The sequence below is a fragment of the Kitasatospora sp. SUK 42 genome, from assembly GCF_015776785.2.
Taxonomy (GTDB): domain Bacteria; phylum Actinomycetota; class Actinomycetes; order Streptomycetales; family Streptomycetaceae; genus Kitasatospora.
In genome coordinates, this window is record NZ_LFMD02000007.1 from 1,097,831 (window position 1) to 1,116,168 (window position 18,338).

An 18,338-nucleotide genomic window follows, 5' to 3' on the forward strand; every position below is an offset into this window, starting at 1 on the left:
CCGGGCCGACCGCGCCGTTCGGCCCCGCGACCCGGCCTGCAACTCGGCCCTGCAACAAGGAATCAGATGCCAGGCATATCGGCCCCCCGCACGGGCCACCGCGCCGGCCGGTCCGGCTCCCTCCGCAGCTCGCTCCTCGCCCTCGTGCTGGTTCCCAGCCTGGGCCTCGCCGCCGCCTGGGGCTACGCCGCCTACCTGCTGCGCGACGCCGGACACCGCACCGCGCTGCTGGTCGGCACCGTCCTCGTCGCCGTGGTCGTGCTGGTCAGCCTGGTCCGCGGCGTCCGGGCCGCCCGGGCGCTGGCCACCCGGCTGGCCGGGCTGCGCGCCGACACCATCGCGCTCGCCCAGCAGGAGATCCCCGAGGTCGTCGGCCGGCTGCGCGCCGGGGAGGCGGTGCCCACCCCGCCCGCCTGGTCGCCGTCCCGGCGGCTCGGCGACGAGGTCCAGCAGACCTCCGACGGCCTGGCCGCCGTCCGGCAGGCCGCCGTCGCCGCCATCGTCCACCAGGCGCAGGGCCGCGAGGGGACGAAGAAGGTCTTCCTCAACATCGCCCGGCGCACCCAGATCCTGATCCACCGGCAGATCAGCATGCTCGACGCGCTGGAGCGCGAGCACGAGGAACCCGAGCTGCTGCGCGAGCTGTTCGCCGTCGACCACCTGGCCACCCGGATGCGGCGCAACGCCGAGAACCTGGTCATCCTCGGCGGCGCGCTGCCCGCCCGGCGCTGGCGCAACGCCGTGCCCATCGTCAACGTGCTGCGCAGCGCCGTCTCCGAGACCGAGAACTACGCCCGCGTGGTCGTCCAGGGCGTGCCGCGCGCCTCGCTCAGCGGGCAGGCCGTCGCCGACGTCATCCACCTCGTCGCCGAGCTGATCGAGAACGGCACCACCTTCTCCCCGCCGTACACCCAGGTGCAGGTCTCCGCGCAGGAGGTCCCCAAGGGCCTGGCGGTCGAGGTCGAGGACCGCGGCCTCGGCATGACCGAGGAGGAGTACGAGCGGCTCAACGAGTACCTGGCCAACCCGCCCGAGCTGGACGTCTCCGCGCTCGGCGACGACCTGCGGCTCGGCCTGTTCGTCGTCGCGCGGCTGGCCGCCCGGCACGACATCCAGGTCACCCTGCGGCCCTCGCCGTACGGCGGCACCCGGGCCGTGGTGCTGGTGCCCTCGGTGCTGCTGGAGCAGGCCGAGCAGCCGGCCACGGTGCCCGGACTGCCGTCCGGCGCCCGGGTCACCCGGACCCCGGTGCCGGAGCCGCAGCCGATGGCGGACGGCGACCTCGGGGAGGTCGACGAGGAGCTGTCCGGCGCGCTGGCCGGGGTGCTCAGCGGGCTGCTGGGCGGCGGCCCCGCCGGTGGCGCGCCCGAGCCGCAGACGGCGACCACCGAGGGTGACGGCGGGCTGGTCGGCGGCGGCGGTGCGGCCGGTGACGGCGTCGGTGGCAGCCTCGGTGTCGGTGTCGGCGTCGGTGGCGGTGGCGGTGGCGGCCTCGGTGGCGACGTGGTCATCGGTGAGGTGGTCGGCCGGAACGCCGGGGGGAACGCCCCGCAGGACGGCGGCACGGCCGTTTCGCCCACGGACACCGCCGGACCGAACGGGCCCGCCGGCGGCGGACTGCCGGTCGGCGCCGAGATCCCCGGGCTGCCCGGGGCCGTGGTCCTCCCCAGGCCCGCGCTGCCGCGCCCGTACGAGCTCCCGAACGGTCCGGGCGACCCGCTCGACCCGGCCGGTGCCCCGGCGGGCCCCATGGCGGACGGACCGCTCGCGGACCCGGCGGCCGGCTTCGACGAGGTCCCCGCCGACCGCTCGACGCCCACCCACGAACGCCCGCAGGAGGACCACGTGGAGCACGGCCCGGACGGCGAACTGCGCACCCCGCGGGTCCTGCCGCAGCGGGTCCGCAACGCCAGCCTCGCCGAGCAGCTCCGCGAGGCCAACGCGCCCGGCGCCATGATGCCGCCGCCGTCGACGGCCACGCCACCGTACGGGACCCCCGCCGCCCCGACCGGTCCCCGGCACGCCGGCTCCGACGACCCCTCACCGGCGCGCTCCCGCGCCACCATGGCCGCCATCCAGCGCGGCACCCGGAGCGCCCGCGCGGCCGGTCCCGAACCGGACGCGCCCGCCATGCCCGCCAACCCGGCGGCACCTTCCGCCCCACAGGAAGCCCCCGCGGAAGCCTCCGCCGTTCAGGAAGCCAAGGAACAGCAGTGATGACGCAGCACGACGACACCCAGCGCGACCTCAACTGGCTGCTGGACCAGCTCGTGGCGCGGGTACCCGAGACCCGGCACGCCATCGTCCTCTCCGAGGACGGCCTGCTGGTCGGCATGTCCCAGGGTCTCGACCGGGCCGACGCCGAGCACCTGTCCGCCGTCGCCTCCGGGCTGCAGAGCCTCGCCCGCGGCGCCGGGCACCGCTTCAACGGCGGGCGGGTCCGACAGACCGTGGTCGAGATGGACCAGCTGTTCCTGTTCGTCACCACCGCCGGACAGGGCGCCCGACTCGCCGTCCTCACCAGCGAGCAGGTGGACGCCGGCCTGATGGCCTACGAGATCAACATGCTGGTCAAGCAGGTCGGCCAGTACCTCACCGCGGCGCCGCGCAGCGACGCGGGCCAGGTCGGCGTGGGTGGCGGTGCGTGACCACCGCCGACGCCGACGAGGGCTGGTTCTACGACAAGGACGCCGGTCATCTGGTCCGCCCCTACGCGATCACCAACGGGCGCACCGGCCCGGTCCGTGACGGCTTCGCGCTGATCACCCTGGTGGTCACCGCCGACCCGCGCACCGACACCAGCCGGCTGACGCCCGAACCGGCCACGATCCTCGACCTGTGCCGCGAACGCCCGCTGGCCGTGGCCGAGATCGCGGCCACGATGGACCTGCCGGTGAGCGTGGTCAAGGTGCTGCTGGACGACCTGGCGGAGGCCCGGCTGATCCTCACCCGCGCCCCGGTCCAGCTCGCCGAGGCACCGGACATCTCGCTGATCCAGGCCGTGATCGAGGGCGTCCGCCGGCTCTGACCGGCGGGCCCCACCACCGAGCCCAGCCCCGTCGAGCGCGGCCCCAGAAACTCCCAGTTCCCTTCCAGGAGACCCGAATTGACGACCCAGAGCCTGGTGCCGGGCGCGGTCAAGATCCTCGTCGCCGGCGGCTTCGGCGTCGGGAAGACCACCATGGTCGGCTCGGTCAGCGAGATCGAACCGCTGCAGACCGAGGAGCGGATGACCCGCGCCAGCATCGGGATCGACAGTCTCGACGGCGTGCAGGACAAGTCCACCACCACGGTGGCGATGGACTTCGGGCGGATCACCGTCCGCGAGGACCTGGTGCTCTACCTGTTCGGCACACCCGGGCAGTTCCGGTTCTGGTTCATGTGGGACGACCTCGCGCTCGGCGCCCTCGGGGCGATCGTCCTCGCGGACACCCGGCGGCTTGAGTCCAGCTTCGCCGCCGTGGACTTCTTCGAGCAGCGCGGCATCCCGTTCGCGATCGGCGTCAACTGCTTCCACGGCCGCCGCGAGGCCACCCCGCAGGACGTCCGGCGCGCCCTCGACCTCGGGCCCGAGGTGCCGGTCGTGCTCTGCGACGTCCGGGAGCGGGCGTCCAGCAAGGAACTGCTGCTCGCCCTGCTCGACCGGGTGCACCGGGACGCGCTGGCGGCCGGGCGGCGGTGAGGCCGCCCGGGGGCGTGCGCCCTTCCTCCGCCCAGGGGCGCTACGCCTTCGCGGGGGTGAGTGCCCGCGCGGGGGTGAGCGCCTTCGCAGGGGTGAGTTCGGAGAGCGCGCCGACCAGCGGGGCCAGCTCGGGGAGCTCGGCCGCCTGCGCCAGGGTCGCCTCCAGGGTGGCGTCGTGCACCGGACGGGCGGCGTCCAGCAGGGCGCGGCCCTCCGGCGTCAGCTCGGTGTAGATGCCACGCCGGTCGTCCGCGCAGAGGTAGCGACTGAGCAGGCCGCGGTCCTCCAGCCGGGCGACCAGGCGAGTGGTCGCACTGCTGCTCAGCGCCGCCGCCCGGGCCAGCTGCTGCATCCGCATGTGCCAGCCGTCCTGCCGGGACAGCGCCTCCAGCACGGTGTACTCGACCACCGAGAGCCGGTGCTCCGCCTGCAGCGCCTTCTCCAGCGCCGTGTCGATCAGCCCGTGCAGTGCGGCGAGCGTGCGCCAGCCGCTGGCCCGGACCTCGGCGTCGTCGTCGCGGATCCCCATGGCTCGCCTTCCCTTCGTGTTCGCCCGTGCGTCTTGTTGCGTCGTGTAACGTCTCCTCTCCGACAAGTATGCCAGTCTGCGCGGATTATCGGTCTGTGCAAATACTTCGACTTATACCTTTCCGGCGGAGATCTCCTTTCCTTCTGCCACCTCCTCCGCCCTGACCTGCGCTTCCGCTCCGGCCTCCGGCTCCGCCCCGGCTTCCGCGTCCTCCCAGGCCGCTGAGCAGAGCGCGGTCGCCAGCGCCTCGATGTAGCCGGCGGCGGCGAGCCAAGCGGTGGCGAAGGCGTCGTGGTCGTCCGGGACCGTCCGGCCGAACACGTCCCGCCGCTGGTTCGCCGCAGCGGCCCGCAGGCCGTCCAGGAGCTGGGCGGCGGTGGTCAGCCCGGCGGCGCGCAGCAGACTCCGGTCGGCCGCCGCCGTGGCCTCGCTCGGGGCGAGGGCGTGCCGACCGGTGGTGACCGTCTGCTCCACCCGGCGGCCGAGCACGTGCACCGGCGGCCCGGCCGGGGGCACGACGGGGACGAGGACGGGAGGTGTGGCGACGGGCGGTGCGGCGGCAAGTCCCGCCGGGAGGTCGGCGGTCTGCAGTCGTTCCAGACCGAGGTTGACCCGGCCCGCCCGCTCCGCGGGAAGGGCGAGCGGCTCGGGGGCGTCCGGGGGCGTACCGATCGCGAGCAGGCGCAGCTCCGGACGGTCCGCCCGCTCCAGGCGGCCGATCACCCGTAGCCGCAGGCCGGGCGTGGTGGCGAGCAGGGCGAGGTTCGCCCGAAAGGCCAGGTCGGGGTGCGCGTGACCTGGAAGCAGCGCGATCACGAGCCCGCTCCCGGCCACGCGGGCGAGCAGCCGGGACGCCCCTCCCGGACCGGCCGGGGCGGCGCCCAGCAGGGCGACGTCCAGGAACAGCAGGTCGCTGCCGGCCGGCCGGCTCTCGTACGGCAGCTCCTGCGCCGCGAGCGCCCGGGCCACCTGGGCGGACGGTGGTTCGGACCAGAGCCCGGCGGCCGGCTGCGCCGTCCACTCCGCGCCCGCGGCACGCACCGCGCGGACGGAGGCCCCGGCACCCAGCCGCCCGCTGGCGGACCTGGTCGCCCCTTGGACGGCCAGCCCGGCGCGGCTGAACTCGCGGTGGCTGAGCACGGCGTCGCCCAGCCGGACCGTCCGGTTGCCCGCCCCGACCGCGAGCGGCGCGGCGGTCGCGGCATTGCCGTGCGGGGTCACCTCGGCGACCGTGCTGAGCCGACCGTCGGCGTCCACCGCCCAGCTGACCGCCCCCGCGTGGGTGGCGGTCAGCACCGGCTCGGCGAACAGCCCGTACAGCCGCAGGTCGCCCTCCTCGGTGTACGTCTGGCGGGCGGTGCCGCGCAGTTCGGCGGGCGGGTGGCCGGAGTCGACGGTCAGGGCGCTGGTGGTCAGGGCGTTGGTGAGGCCGAGGAGGTCGCGCAGGTCGGCCACCAGGTCCGCCAGCCGGTGGTCGGGTGCTCCGGTGCGCGCCGCCCGGACCCTGGTCGCCACGGCGACGGCCGCGGCGGCCGGGCGGTACAGGCCCGCCAGTCGTACCTGGTGGGCGGCGCGCAGCAGCTCGGCCTGGGAGACGGCGCCCGCTCCGCTCACCCCGGCGGCGAGCACGGCGCAGGCGGCCCGGTGGAGGTGGCGGGCCGCGGCGAGCTCGGTGGGGGTGAGGGGGGCGGGCGGCGTGGGCTCGGGGGTCGCCTTCGCGCCCGGTCCGGGTTCGGATCCGGATGCGGATGCGGCTCGCGGGGCCGGTTCGAGCCCTGGTGCTTCGGCGGGTTCGGCCGCTTCGGCGAGCGGGCAGAGGGTGACGGCCGCGGCGCGGTGGACGCAGGCCGGGGCGAGCAGGCAGCCGCAGCGGACGTCGTCCGGGCCGGCGACCACCCCGCCCGGGGCGTGCAGGACGAGCAGGGCCTCCTCGTCCACCCGCACCCGCCACTCGTCGCCCTCGCGGGCCACCGGGCGCTGCGCCAGCTTCGCCGCCGCGGCGTCCAGCCGTTTCTGGAGGCGGGCGCTCAGCCCGGCCACCACCTCGGCGACCACCTCCGGCCGGACGCCCGGCCAGTCGTTCGTGTGTGCCGTCACGCTCATCGCACCTTCTCCCCCACCCAGCGGGCCAGTTCCAGCGGGCTCAGTGCCGCCACGGGCATCCCGGCCGCGACCAGCTGGCCCGCGACCGCCTTCGAGTAACGCGCCGTCCCGGTGTCGTCCAGCGCCGCGCAGCCGAGCAGGTGCACACCGGAGTCCACCAGCGCCCGGGTCTGGGCCAGCAGCCCGGTGACCGGGCCGCCCTCCTCGAAGTCGCTGACCACCGCGACCAGCGTCCGGGAGGGCACCGTCACCAGCTCCCGCGCGTACCGCAGCCCGGTCGCGATGCTGGTGCCGCCGCCGACCCGCACCTCCAGCAGCAGGCTCAGCGGATCCGCCACCCGTTCCGTGAGGTCGAGGACCTCGGTGGAGAAGGCGACGAAGTGGGTGCTCAGCGACGGCACCCCGGCCAGGATCGAGGCGGTGAGCGCCGCCCAGACCGTGGAGGCCTCCATCGACCCGGACACGTCCACCACCAGGATCAGCCGCCAGTCGTTGGCCTGCCGGGCCCTCGTCCGGAACACCGGGCGCTCGGGCACGATCAGGGTGCCGACGCCGTCCGGCGCGGGACGGGCGGTGGCGAGGTTGGCCCGGATCGTCCGGTCGAGGTCCAGGCCGCCGCCCGGGCGACGGGACGGGCGCGGCACGCTGATCCCGGTCAGCGCCGGACGCAGCCTGGTCGCCAGCTCGCGGCTCAACTCGTCCACCAGGCGCCGCACCAGCGGACGCAGCCTGGCCACCCGGGCCTCGGGCAGACCGCCCGCGTGATCCAGCACCGTGCGCAGCAGGTCGACGGACGGGCGGACGGCGGACGGGTCGATCGTCTCCAGGACGTCCGTCCGGCCCTTGACCACGGCGGCCGCCAGCACCTCCTCCCGTACGCCCGGGCCGAACAGCGACTCCAGCTCCTCCGCCCACTCCCGTACGCCGGGGAACGGCGCCTCGCGGCCGCCGGACCTGCCGTCCAGGCTCGGGCCCGAACCCTCGCCGTGCCCGCTGCCGTACAACTCGTCGAGCGCGGTGGCGAGTCGGGCACAGCGGCCGGACTGGCCGCCCGCACCCGGGCGGCCGAGCAGCAGGCGCCAGCGCTCGGCGGGGGTGAGGGTGTGGGGCACCGGCTCCGCACCCCGTTCCACGGGGGTGGGGGTTGGGCCGGGGACCGGGGTCGGCTCCGGGTGTTCGGCAGGGGTCGGCAGGAGGCCGCGGCCGGCGAGCGCCGTGCGGGCGAGCAGGTCGGCGCGGGCCCAGCGCGCCACCACGGCCGGGGCGGTGTCCTCCGGCAGGGCGGCGAGCCGGGCGCCCAGGCGCTCCTCGACCAGGGCCAGCAGCCGGTCGCGGGCGGCCGGGCTGAGCGTGTCGAAGCCGCCGCGCAGCGCGGGCAGCCGGTCCAGGAACGCGTCGTCGGACATCGAGGTGACCTGCTCCAGCACCGGTTCGAGCGTCTCCGGCGCACTGTCGAACAGGCCCTCGGCCGCCGTCAGCAGACCGACCAGCGCCCGGCCGAGCGCCTGCCGCGCCCGCTCGTCGGTCGCCCCGTCCACCCAGGACGCGGCGCGCCCGCCGAACACCCCGGCCGGCTCCAGCCCGAGCAGCACCCGCACCGCCCCGGCCGCACCCCGCACCAGCGGGCTGCCCCGCTCCGCGAGTTCGCGCAGCGCATGGCCGAGCCGCACCCCGCCGAGCCGGTCCGCCCGCCGCGCCAGCTCCACCAACGCCCGCGCATCCGCCGGATCGTCCGAGCCGCCGACTCCCTCCAGCTGCCGCACCGCGGCGACGGTCAGCGCCTCCAGCGCCGCCTCCGGCGAGGACACCCCGACGGCAGAACCCCCCGGCGCGTTGGGCGGGGCAGCGCCCACGACGGAGGAGGACGGCGCATCTCCCTTGAGATCCACGGGAGTTGGCGATGAGGAATCCTCCACCGGGCCGGACGCGGGGACGTTCCGGGCGGCCGGGGACGGCGTCTCGGCGGACGAGGGCGTACGGACCTCGTCCGCGTCGCCCGGGGTGGGCGTGTGGCCGGGGAAGTGGCCGGCGGTGAGGCGGTCGAGGAGGCCGAGGGCGTCGAGGAGGTCGGGAAGGGTGGCGGAGGCGGGAAGGACGGAGGTGAGCTGGGTGAGGCGGGTGGCGGTGAGGGCGGGGAGGGCGCAGGAGGCGGCGGCGGCGAGGCCGTCGATGATCTCGCGGGGGGTGGGGTCGTGGGTGAGACGGCTGCGGAGGGCACCTTCAGCGGCCTGGGCGGGGGTGACGCCACGGGTGCCGGCGACGGTGAGCATGGCCGCCACGGTGGGCGTCCAGTGCAGACGCCAGCGGGTGCCGAGGGTTTCGGTGCCGCCTGGGCCGGTGCCGGTGAGGGGCTCGGCGTAGGGGACGCCGCAGGCGGTGAGGCGGTGGAGGAGGATCTCGCGGCGCCGGTCGAGGGGGCTGCGCAGAGGGTCGAGGCGCAGGTCGCGCGGGCCCGGGTCGGTGGGGTCGGGGAGTCCGAGTTCGGCGAGGAGGGTCTCCACGGCGGGGGCGAGTCCGCTGCGCGGGGCGGCGGGGGTGGGCCGTCCGGTGCGGGTGCCGACCAGGACCTGTTCAAGGGCGCGGGCGACGGCCCGGCCGCGGCCGAGGGGTTCACCCTGGGCGAGGACGGTCTGGACGGCTTCGACGAGTTCACCGCGGCCCGGTGCGGCGTGGCCGCGCAGCCGGGCGAGGTCGCCGGCGAGGCGGACGATCTCGCGGGCGTCGGCCGGGCCGGAGGGGTGGTCCTGGGCGCGCAGGGCGGCGCAGATCCGGACGGCGGTGGTGGTGAGCGCCTCGGCGAGGCGCTCCGGGTCTCCCCCCGCGTCGAGGACGGTGTGCTGCCATTCGGGGTCGCGGATGCCCGCCGGGTAGCCGGAGCGGGCGTCGAGCAGCGGGTAGGTGTACGGGATCAGGGACAGGACGTGCCCGGGGTCGTCCTGGGCGGGCGGCTGTTCGTCGGCGGTCGGCCCGTCGAGCAGGGCCGGGGCATGGAAGGCGCCGACGACGACGGCGATCCGGCGGCCGTCGGCTGAGGCGGCCCGGATGCGGGCGCGCATCCAGGCCTCGCGGCGCAGGTCGTACGGGTCGACGCCCCGGCCGGTCTCGGCGTCGTGGCGCAGCGCCCAGCCGACCAGCAGGGCGGCGCGGCGCACGGCTTCCGGGGTGGAGCCGGGGGCGGCGGTCTCGACCAGGCGGTCCCACAGGTCCTCGTCGGAGGCGCGGCCGGTGAGGCGGTGGCGCAGCGCGTCCGCGACGCCCGGCCCTTCGGCCGGTCCCTCGGCCGGTCCTCCGTCGGGGCGGCGGTCCGCTCCGGCCCGGGCGGTGCGGTGGGCGAGCGGGAGGTCGCAGGCGATGGCCTCGACGCCGTTGCGCCGGGCCCAGCGCAGGGCGGCGAGTTCCGGGGAGAAGTCGGCGAAGGGGTAGAAGGCCGGTCCGGTGGTGTCGTCGGAGCCGGCCGGGGCGGCGGCGAGGGCGACCGGGGCCTCGGTCGCCTCGTCGGAGAGCCAGTCGAGCCAGGGCTGGAACTCGGCGGGCAGTTCGACCAGGACCGTCTCGGGCCGGGCCGCGTCGAGCAGCGCGGGGAGGACCGCACTGAGGGACGGCGCATGGTGCCGCACGCCGATCAGGTAGGGCCCGGGACGGTCGGTGCCGGAGCCGGCCAGCCGCTCCGCCTCGCTCCGGACCTCCGGGTGGGCGTCGTCCCGGCGGGCTTCACCGTGGAGGGCGTCACCATGGAGGGCGCCGCCATGGAAGGCGTCACCGTGCAGGGCGCCGTCCGGGGTGGTCTTCACCGCGCTGCTCGTCATCGTCAGGCCTCCAGTGCCGCGCGAAGGTCCCACAGGGTGCGCCAGGTGGCGGCGCCCTGTTCGGCGCGGCGGCGCACCGGGCCGTCCCAGTAGCCGAGCAGCCGGGCCGCGTCGGCCGGGTCGTCCTTGCGGACGACGCCGAGGAGTTGGCCGGGGAGGCGGCCGAGGAGGTCTCCGCCGTCGGGCAGGTAGGCGGCGGTGACGCCCAGCGCGGTGGCGACGGAGACGGCCTCGGCGGTGCTCATCACGGTGGACGGGCGCTCGACGTCCCAGCCCTCGGTGGAGCGGCCGGTGCGCAGGTCGCGGAAGGCGGTGACCAGGGCCTCCAGGACGGCGTCGTCCACGGCGTAACCGGCCCCGGCCCGGGCGACGGCGGCGGTGGACTGGCGGCGGACCAGGTCGACCTCGGCGGCGAGGCTGCCGATGGGGCCGACCGTCTCGAAGTTGAACCGCCGCTTGAGGGCCGCGGACATCTCGCTGACGCCCTTGTCGCGCAGGTTGGCGGTGGCGATCAGGGTGAAGCCCGCGGCGGCGTGCAGCTGCCCGTCCGGGGTGCCGGCCAACTCGGGGACGGCGATGCGCCGTTCGGAGAGCAGGGAGACGAGCGCGTCCTGCACCTCGGGCAGGCAGCGGGTCACCTCCTCGACCCGCGCGACGGCTCCGGTGGTCATCGCGGTGAGCACCGGGGAGGGCACCAGGGCCTCCCTGCTGGGGCCCTTGGCGAGGAGCAGGGCGTAGTTCCAGCCGTACTTGAGCTGGTCCTCGGTGGTGCCGGCGGTGCCCTGGACGGTGAGCGCGCTGGTGCCGCAGACGGCGGCGGCGAGCAGTTCGGAGAGCATGGACTTGGCGGTGCCGGGCTCGCCGACGAGCAGCAGGCCGCGCTCCCCGGCGAGGGTGACGACGCAGCGTTCGACCAGGGCGCGCTCGCCGACGAACTTCGGCTCGATGACCAGGCTGCGGCGCCCGGCCTTGAGCTTCTCGCCGTCGCTGCCCATCACGAAGAGGACGACGGCGCGCGGGGTGAGGTGCCAGCCGGGCGGGCGCGGGCCGCTGTCGTGGGCGGCCAGGAACTCCAGTTCGGCGGCGTACTTCTCCTCGGGCGGCACGATCTGCCGGACCGGGGCGGTGGTGGTGCCGGTCGTGGTGGCGTCGGTCGTGGTGGTGTCGGTGGTGGCGTCGGCGCTCATCGGCGGGCCTTCCTGCGCTTGCTGGTCTGGAGCTCTTCGTAGCCGGGGGCGTCGCCGTCGAGGGTGCGCTGCCAGGCGCGGGCGAACAACTCGGGGACGGGCAGGTGCGGCAGCACCGGCCGGTAGGTGGACAGTTGGTACAGGGCCGCCTTCCAGGTCTCCACCGGCAGGGCGGGGGCCTTGGCCTCCTGCCAGCCGCCCGGCAGGAAGAGGCCACGGCCGGCCCGGGCCCGCTTGGCCTCCAGCACCAGGTCGGTGGCGGCGAGTTCGGCGCGGGCACGCTTGAGCCGGGCGGGCTTCCAGCCCGTCCAGCGGGCGGTGTTGCGGTCCGTCGGGTCGGGCAGGGCGAGCAGTTGGAGGTAGAGCGCGGCCGCGTCCTCGCCCAGGCCGTGGGTGCGGGCCGCTTCGGCGACCAGCTCGGGGGCGCTGAGCTGCGGGTTCTGCAGCCAGGCCGGGCCCTCGACGGCGGTCGGCACGGCCGCGCCGCAGGCCGCGACGCGTTCCGGTTCGCCGCTCAGGATGGACCGTACGGTCCTCATCTCGGTGCCGGCCCAGGAGCCGTCGCCCAGCCCGAGGAGCAGGTCGAGCAGCGGGTCGTCAGGGCCGGTGAGGCTGGCGGGGCGCAGCCAGATCTGCTCGAACTCGGCGTGGTACGGACTGAGGACGAGCGCCGGGCCGCAGCGGACCAGGCCGTCCGGGTCGACGCCGCCCTCGGCGGGCAGGCCGAAGTGTTCACGCAGGACGGCGGAGACCGGGGTGCCCTTGTCCATGCGGACCAGCGGGTACCCGATCAGCAGGTCGGGGTCGGCGAGCCGGGCGCGCAGCGCGGCGGCGGCCTCGGGCAGCACCGGGCGCAGCGGGCTGTCGGCGGGCAGGTGGTAGGCGAGCCAGTGCAGGGCGTCGATCGCCCCGGCGAGGGCGCCGCGGTCGGGGACGGCGGTCTCGTCCTCGGGCTCCAGCTCGGTGGTGGACCGGCCGCTGGTCGCGAGCCGGTAGGTGGTGGTGCGGTTGAGCCACGGCGTCCGGCCGGGGTTGAGCATCTCCTCGATCCGGCTGATGGGCACGCCCTTGACGCCGGGCAGGACGTCCTCGGGGAGGGTGACGAGCCGTCCGAAGTGCCGGATCCAGGCCTCGGCCCCGGCGGCGAGGTCGGGGCCCTCCGTCCACAGGCGCTTCGGGTCGTCGACGGGCATCAGGGCGCCCCAGACGTCGGCGATCGTGTCGTGGTCGTGCCCGCGCAGCCAGACCTGGGCGGCCCTGACCTCGGCGGCCTTGAGGCCGTACTCGGCGGGCAGCTCGACGGTGCCCCAGTGCAGGAGCTCGGGGGGCGGGCAGAGCAGCAGGGTGGCGCGGGCGGTGCCGATGCCGGTGAGTTCGGCGAAGGCCGCGGCGTACTCGGGCTGCCAGGGGACGCTGCCGCGCAGGGCGGCGACCCGCCAGAACTTGGCGGCCCAGGCGGCGCTCACCCGCTCCTCGGTGCCGTGCTCCTCAAGGGTGGTGAAGTGGGCGACGGGGCCGAACTCGCCGCTCGGGTCGTGGTCGATGGCGCGCCAGTGTGCCGTCCCGTCCTCGTGCTGGTGGCGGTAGTCGAGGATCACCACGGTGCGGTCGCCGTGCCGCAGCACCTCGCCCTGGCGGTAGGCCTCCGCCCTCGGGCGCTTGGCACGCTCGTCCGTCTCGGCCAGGACGACCTGGCGCAGGGTGGCGCCGCGGTCGGCGAGCGGGCCCCTGGTGAGCTCGCCGAGCAGCAGCACCAGGGTGGAGCGGTGCTCCGCCGGGGTGAGCGGGTTGGCGATGGCGTGGGCGAGGACGTCCACCCGGCCGAGCAGGTGGCGCCAGCCCTGGTGGGCCTCGCCGCCCTGCAGGGTGACGGTGCCCTGGGTCGTCCAGCCCTCGGCGGCATCGGCGGCCTCGCCGGATTCGCCGGTCACGGCGGTCACGGCGGTCGGGGCCGCGAGCGCGGCACTGACGGCGCGCAGGTTGTTGAGCACCCAGTACTGGTCGGTGTCGGCCCACCTGTTGCCCAGGCCCGGTGTTCCGGGCAGGACGGCGCTGACGGCGTCGCGCACCTGGTGGTCCCGGCCGTGGTCGGGGCGCCACTCGGCGGCCTCGGCCTTGGTGGGCCGTTCGGCCTCCGGCTGCGGGAGGAACCGGGCGATCCGGTCGAGCAGGCCGGCGGCGGTGCGGGCGAACCCGGCGACACCGGCGAGCAGCAGCGGGTGGGTGATCCCGGGCAGGGCGGCGCCGACGGCCTCGACGGGCAGGCGGTTGAGGGCCTCACCGCGCTGGGCGAGCGGGCGCCGCACGCCCTGGACGGTGAGCCAGCGCTGCTCGTCCTCCGGGACGGGCTCGGCGTCGACGGGCCAGGCGAGGTCGATCAGTCGGGCGGCCTGCTCGGTGGTCAGGACGCGCAGCACCCGGGAGCCGGCCTCGTCGCGGGGCCGCAGGGCGTGCCAGTGGTCGTACGGCGGGATCAGCGCGGTGCCGGCGGCGGAGAGCTCGCCCGACCGGCAGGAGCGCAGGTCGGCGGTGCGGTCGGAGCGCTCGGCGAGGTCGGGCAGGTTGAGGCCGAGGAACTCGCCGCTGCGGTCGACCACCGGGCCCGTCGCCCCGGGCAGGGCGAGCCGGCCTGCCGGGAGGGCGTCGGGCTCCTTGCGGCCGTTCAGCGGGAGGACGATGCGCTGCCCGTCGGCGGTGAAGGTGGTGACGGCGCGTCCGGCGTCGGTGCGGATCCAGCTGCCGAGCACGGTGCCGTCGGTGCCGAGCGGGCTGTGCTCCAGGCCGGGCTGCATCGGCAGCAGCCGGGCGCTGCCGACGACGAGCCGGCCGGCCGCGGCGGTGGCGGCGATCACGGGCGGTTCGGCGTCCCGGCCCAGGGTGCCGGTGGCCGGGTCGAGTTCGCGCAGGACGGGGGTGCCGTTCGGGGTGTGGCGCAGCGTCCAGTAGCCGGTGCCGTCGCCGAGGACGGGGTGCTCCTCGGGCAGCCGGGTGTCGCCGGGGTGCAGCGGGCGGGCGCCGGTGGTGCGGCCGCCGCCGGGCAGCGGGAGGGAGGTGTCGTCCGGGTGGTGGTCGCCGTAGTAGTAGCCGGCGATGGTGCGGCCGGTCAGCTCGAAGGTCTGGTCCGGTCGGCTGGACCAGTAGGCCTTCTGCTCGCCGCCCTCGTACCAGACGACGAGGAGTTCGCCGTCGACCAGGCGCAGTCGGTACCGGTTGCGGACGCCCGGCAGCGGGGGCACCCGCAGCGTGTGCTCCAGCAGGATGCCGTCCGGGCCGACCACGAGGGCCCGGTCGTGGCGGGCGAGGATGAGGTGCGGCCAGGCGTCCTCGACCATCAGGTCGTTCAGGCCCCGGCGGCGGTGGCCGGGGGCGTTGTCCGGGAGGGCGTCGGGGGCGGGCGGGTCGGCGAGCCGGGTGAGCGCCTCCTCCAGGGCGGGCCAGCCGAGTTCGTCCAGGATGCCGGCGCCGAGGGCCCGGGTGAGCAGCCCGGTGACGTCGAGCGCGGCGATCTTCTCGGCGGCGGCCGGGGCGATCGTGCGGATGACGGTGCGGTACGGGGTCAGCGAGCGGACCAGGTCGGTGGCGCCGGCCAGGCCGCGGGCGGCGGTGAGTTCTCCGGCGCGCTCCTCGGCCCACTCCCTGAACAGCTCGTTCAGCAGCGGCAGGGCGGCGGCCCGGTGCTTGACGGCCGACTCCCAGGCGGCCGGGGCGGCACGGCGCAGCAGCGGCCGGAACCGTTCGTCGGCGGCGACGGCGGCGAGTCCGGTGCCACCCGGGCCGCTCTGGGCGACCCACGCGCGCAGGTCGAAGCCCAGGTCTGCCGGCGGGTCGGCCACCGGGACGCCCGCGGCCAGCAGGACCTCCAGCAGGTCGAGCCGGGTGAGGCTGCCGCGGATGCCGGTGAAGAGGTCGACCGGGACGGCGTCGTCGCGCAGCCGCTCGGCCATCCGGCCGGCCAGGGCGAGGGTGGTGGGGCAGCTGGGCCGGTCGCGCCAGCCGCGGCCGAGGTGGTGGCACCAGCGCTGGAGCCAGACCGCGGCGGGCTCGGCGCCCTCGGCTCGGGGGCCGGTGAGCAGTTCCTCGGCACCGGTGGCGGCGAGGACCTCCAGCCAGGCGCCGTCCTGCGCGGCGGAGTCGGTGCTGCCGGCGGCCGGGTCGGGCAGCAGTTCCAGCAGGCGGGTGCGGACCTCGGCGTCGTTGCGGCCGAGCTCGATCAGTGCACCGTGCCAGGACTTCCAGAACGCGGCGGGCGCCCGGTTGACCGCCGGGGATTCCAGCAGTTCGGCGAGCAGGGCCTGTTCGTGCTCGGCGCGGTCCAGGCCGGCGGCGCGGATCAGGGCACGGGCGTCCTCGGCGATCCCGGCGTAGGGGGCCATGCCGGCCGCGGAGCGCTCGGTGCACAGCTGGCGGAAGCGCTGCCAGGCGGTCAGCGGGTCGAGCCGCTGGGCGAGTTCCTTGACGTACTGGCGCAGGGCCTTGACGGTGAGCGCGCCGGCCAGGGCGAACTCCAGGAAGACGGCGCGCAGCCGCTCCTCGTCGACGGCCAGGTTGTGGGTGCGCTCGGCCTCGCGGGCCTTGCCGAACCAGGCGGCGGCGTAGGTCTGGTTGCCGTGGGTGAGGAAGATCCGGCCGACCTCCTCGCAGAAGGTGGGCAGGAAGTGCGGGACCGCGCGGCCGAGCCGGGTGGCGAGCTCGTCGAAGCCGTCCTTGGCGGCGCCGGGCTTGGAGGCGGCCTGGCGGGCGAGCCGCTCCAGCTCCTTGACCAGGGCCAGCGCGTGGTGGCCGTTGGCCGGGTCGTGGACCAGCGCCCAGGCGGGGAAGCCGAGCGCCTCCTGGCGGACCTGACCGACCTCGGCGGGTGCGCCCTCGGGGGCGAGGCCGAGGAACTCGACGGCGAGGTCCTCGGCCTGGCCGAGCGCGCCGGGGACCAGTCGGACGATCCGGCGGCCGTCGAGGGCGGGGTGGGTGTAGCCGCGGGCGGTGAGCACGTCGGCGGCGCTGTCGGGGCGGCCGGCGCCGGGCAGGGTGCCGGGCGGCAGGACGGCTCCGGCGTCGAGCAGCGCCTCGGGCGTCGAGGCGCCCTGGTGCGGGACGGTGGTGGTCATGCGGCGTCCTCCCCTTCGATCGTGCGGCCCGCGTACAGCGCGGCGGCCATCCTCATGCCCTCGGACCAGGCGACCGGTCCGACCTCGGCGAGCGGCAGGGACCGGCCGTCGGGGCCGGCCCAGCTGAGCGCGCCCGTCTCGCAGGCGTCGTACTCGTAGTAGTCGCCGACCCACACCCGGGCCTCGACGGTGCGGCCGCCCTCGGTGATCGGCTGGACGGCGGATCCGCCACGGACCCGGCAGCCGAGCCGGTTGCAGCGCCCGACCAGCTCGCGCAGCTCGCGGTAGCGGCCGCCGGCATAGGTGCTGACCTCGGTGCCGGCCGGGGGCTCCTCGGGCCGGTGCCAGACCTCGCGGTAGAGCTGCTGGACGCGCTGGGAGACGCCGAGTTCGACGGCGAACTCGCGCAGCTCGTCGAGGTCCTGGAGGAGGACGGGGTGGGGTATCAGCACCTCGGTGTCGGTGAGGCGCACGGTGTCGCCGTCGAGGTCGACCAGGCCGAGGCCGCGCTCGGCGTCGGCGCCGCGCAGGAAGCCGGCCACGGCGCCGTCCGGGCTGGTGACCACGACGTCCCGCAGGACGGCCTGCCAGGCCTCGTCCGGCCACACGGCGGTGAGGACGGCGGCGGGCACCGGCAGCGAGCGCACCATCCACCGCTCGACGTCCTCCAGGCAGCGCCGCGCGTGCGCGTCGAGCCACTCGGCGAGCTGCTTGAGCTGGGTGACCACCGGGTCGTCACCGAGCTTCGACGGCAGGGACTTCAGCTCGCGGCCCGCCGCGTTGCGGCACACCACCCTGCCCTCGCCGTCGAGCGTGACGCGGTATCCTCCCGCGCCCGTCTCCACCCATGCCACGGCCGTACTCCTCACTTGCGGGAACGTCGTCCTGATCACCTGTGGACCAGCGATGCGAGGAACGTAGCGAGGGCGACTGACAACGCGACGGTCGGGGGGAGTTCCGCCGTGACATGCAGAGTTCAAACCACTCGAACGAGTGATCGAAGCAGGTGGGGGGGTCGGGCGCCGGCGCCCATGGAAGACGCGCGGGCGGCCAGGGGGAGGCGCGGGCAGCCGGGAAGAGGCGCAAACGGCCGGGAGGAGGAGGCGCGGGCGGCCACGCCGTCGTGGCGCGGCCGCCCGCGAGGCGTCATCCCGCCGGCGCCCGGGGCACGATGACCGGGGCGCCGTCACCCGGGGCGGGCAGCACGTGGCTGTCGATGTCGTACAGCGCCCGCACCAGCGCCGCGTCCACGACCTCCCGCGGCGGCCCGCAGGCGACCACCGCCCCGTCCCGCAGCGCGACCAGCAGGTCGGCGTAGCGGGCGGCCGCCGCGAGGTCGTGCAGGACCATGACGACGGTGCGCCCGCCCGCCGCGACGGCCCGGACCAGCTCCAGCACCTCGACGGCGTGGCCGAGGTCGAGCGCGCTGGTCGGCTCGTCGAGCAGCACGACCGGGGCGTCCTGGGCGAGCACCATGGCGAGCCAGCAGCGCTGGCGCTGGCCCCCGGAGAGCCGGTCGAGGCGCCGGTCGGCGAGGGCGTCGACGCCGGTGGCGCGCAGGGCCTCGGCGGTGAGCCGTTCGTCGTCCGGGGACCACTGGCGGAACAGGCCCTGGTGCGGGTGCCGGCCGTAGCGGACCAGGCCCGCGACGGTGACCGCCTCGGGGGCCTGTGGGCTCTGCGGGAGCAGGGCGACCCGGTGGGCGGCCTGGCGCGGGCGCAGCCGCCAGACGTCCTGACCGCCGACCAGCACCCGCCCGGTGTCCGGCCGGTGCAGTCGGGCGACGGCCCGCAGCAGGGTGGACTTGCCGCAGCCGTTCGGGCCGACCACGGCCACCACCCGCCCGGCGGGCACGGTGAGGTCGATGCCACCGAGCACCGGGCGGCCGGGGCCGTACCCGGCGGTGAGGCCCTCGATCGTCAACTCCAT

11 protein-coding genes are annotated in these 18,338 nt (G+C 76.3%); 4 read left to right on the forward strand and 7 right to left on the reverse strand.

Going from position 1 to position 18,338, the window contains the following annotated elements; genetic code table 11:
• Positions 1-66: 66 nt before the first annotated feature.
• From RZ50_RS26540 to RZ50_RS26555, 4 genes are all read left to right on the forward strand, one after another.
• Entirely contained in the window at positions 67-2,217 is a 2,151-nt protein-coding gene (locus RZ50_RS26540) for an ATP-binding protein (protein ID WP_196949664.1), read from the forward strand.
• Entirely contained in the window at positions 2,217-2,648 is a 432-nt protein-coding gene (locus RZ50_RS26545; protein WP_196949665.1) for a roadblock/LC7 domain-containing protein, read from the forward strand. The genes RZ50_RS26540 and RZ50_RS26545 overlap by 1 nt, the downstream gene beginning before the upstream one ends.
• A complete protein-coding gene (locus RZ50_RS26550; RefSeq protein ID WP_196949666.1) occupies positions 2,645-3,028 on the forward strand; it encodes a DUF742 domain-containing protein in 384 nt (127 codons plus the stop codon). Before RZ50_RS26545 ends, RZ50_RS26550 begins: the two co-directional genes overlap by 4 nt.
• A 78-nt stretch (positions 3,029-3,106) precedes the next feature.
• Entirely contained in the window at positions 3,107-3,682 is a 576-nt protein-coding gene (locus tag RZ50_RS26555) for an ATP/GTP-binding protein (protein WP_254803060.1), read from the forward strand.
• A gap of 40 nt (positions 3,683-3,722) precedes the next feature.
• Here the strand turns inward: RZ50_RS26555 and RZ50_RS26560 are convergent, their stop codons facing one another.
• The 7 genes from RZ50_RS26560 to RZ50_RS26590 all read right to left on the reverse strand — a co-directional run bounded on the left by RZ50_RS26560 (position 3,723) and on the right by RZ50_RS26590 (position 18,338).
• Positions 3,723-4,211, reverse strand: coding sequence for a MarR family winged helix-turn-helix transcriptional regulator (locus RZ50_RS26560; protein WP_196949667.1), 489 nt, complete (start codon positions 4,209-4,211; stop codon positions 3,723-3,725).
• Between the two features lie 111 nt (positions 4,212-4,322).
• Positions 4,323-6,308: a hypothetical protein gene (locus tag RZ50_RS26565; RefSeq protein ID WP_308272308.1), complete on the reverse strand. Its 1,986-nt coding sequence runs from the start codon at positions 6,306-6,308 to the stop codon at positions 4,323-4,325.
• A 2-nt stretch (positions 6,309-6,310) separates the two neighbouring features.
• Positions 6,311-10,120 carry a DUF5682 family protein gene (locus RZ50_RS26570; protein ID WP_196949669.1) on the reverse strand — a complete coding sequence of 1,270 codons (3,810 nt, stop codon included), beginning with the start codon at positions 10,118-10,120 and terminating at the stop codon, positions 6,311-6,313.
• 2 nt (positions 10,121-10,122) lie between these two features.
• Positions 10,123-11,307: an AAA family ATPase gene (locus tag RZ50_RS26575; RefSeq protein ID WP_196949670.1), complete on the reverse strand. Its 1,185-nt coding sequence runs from the start codon at positions 11,305-11,307 to the stop codon at positions 10,123-10,125.
• A complete protein-coding gene (locus RZ50_RS26580) occupies positions 11,304-16,409 on the reverse strand; it encodes a hypothetical protein (protein ID WP_196949671.1) in 5,106 nt (1,701 codons plus the stop codon). The genes RZ50_RS26575 and RZ50_RS26580 overlap by 4 nt, the downstream gene beginning before the upstream one ends.
• On the reverse strand, positions 16,406-17,263 hold the full coding sequence (locus tag RZ50_RS26585) for a DUF4132 domain-containing protein (protein WP_374199988.1): 858 nt from the start codon (positions 17,261-17,263) through the stop codon (positions 16,406-16,408). The genes RZ50_RS26580 and RZ50_RS26585 overlap by 4 nt, the downstream gene beginning before the upstream one ends.
• A 292-nt stretch (positions 17,264-17,555) precedes the next feature.
• Positions 17,556-18,338, reverse strand: a complete 783-nt coding sequence (locus RZ50_RS26590) for an ABC transporter ATP-binding protein (RefSeq protein WP_196949672.1) — start codon at positions 18,336-18,338, stop codon at positions 17,556-17,558.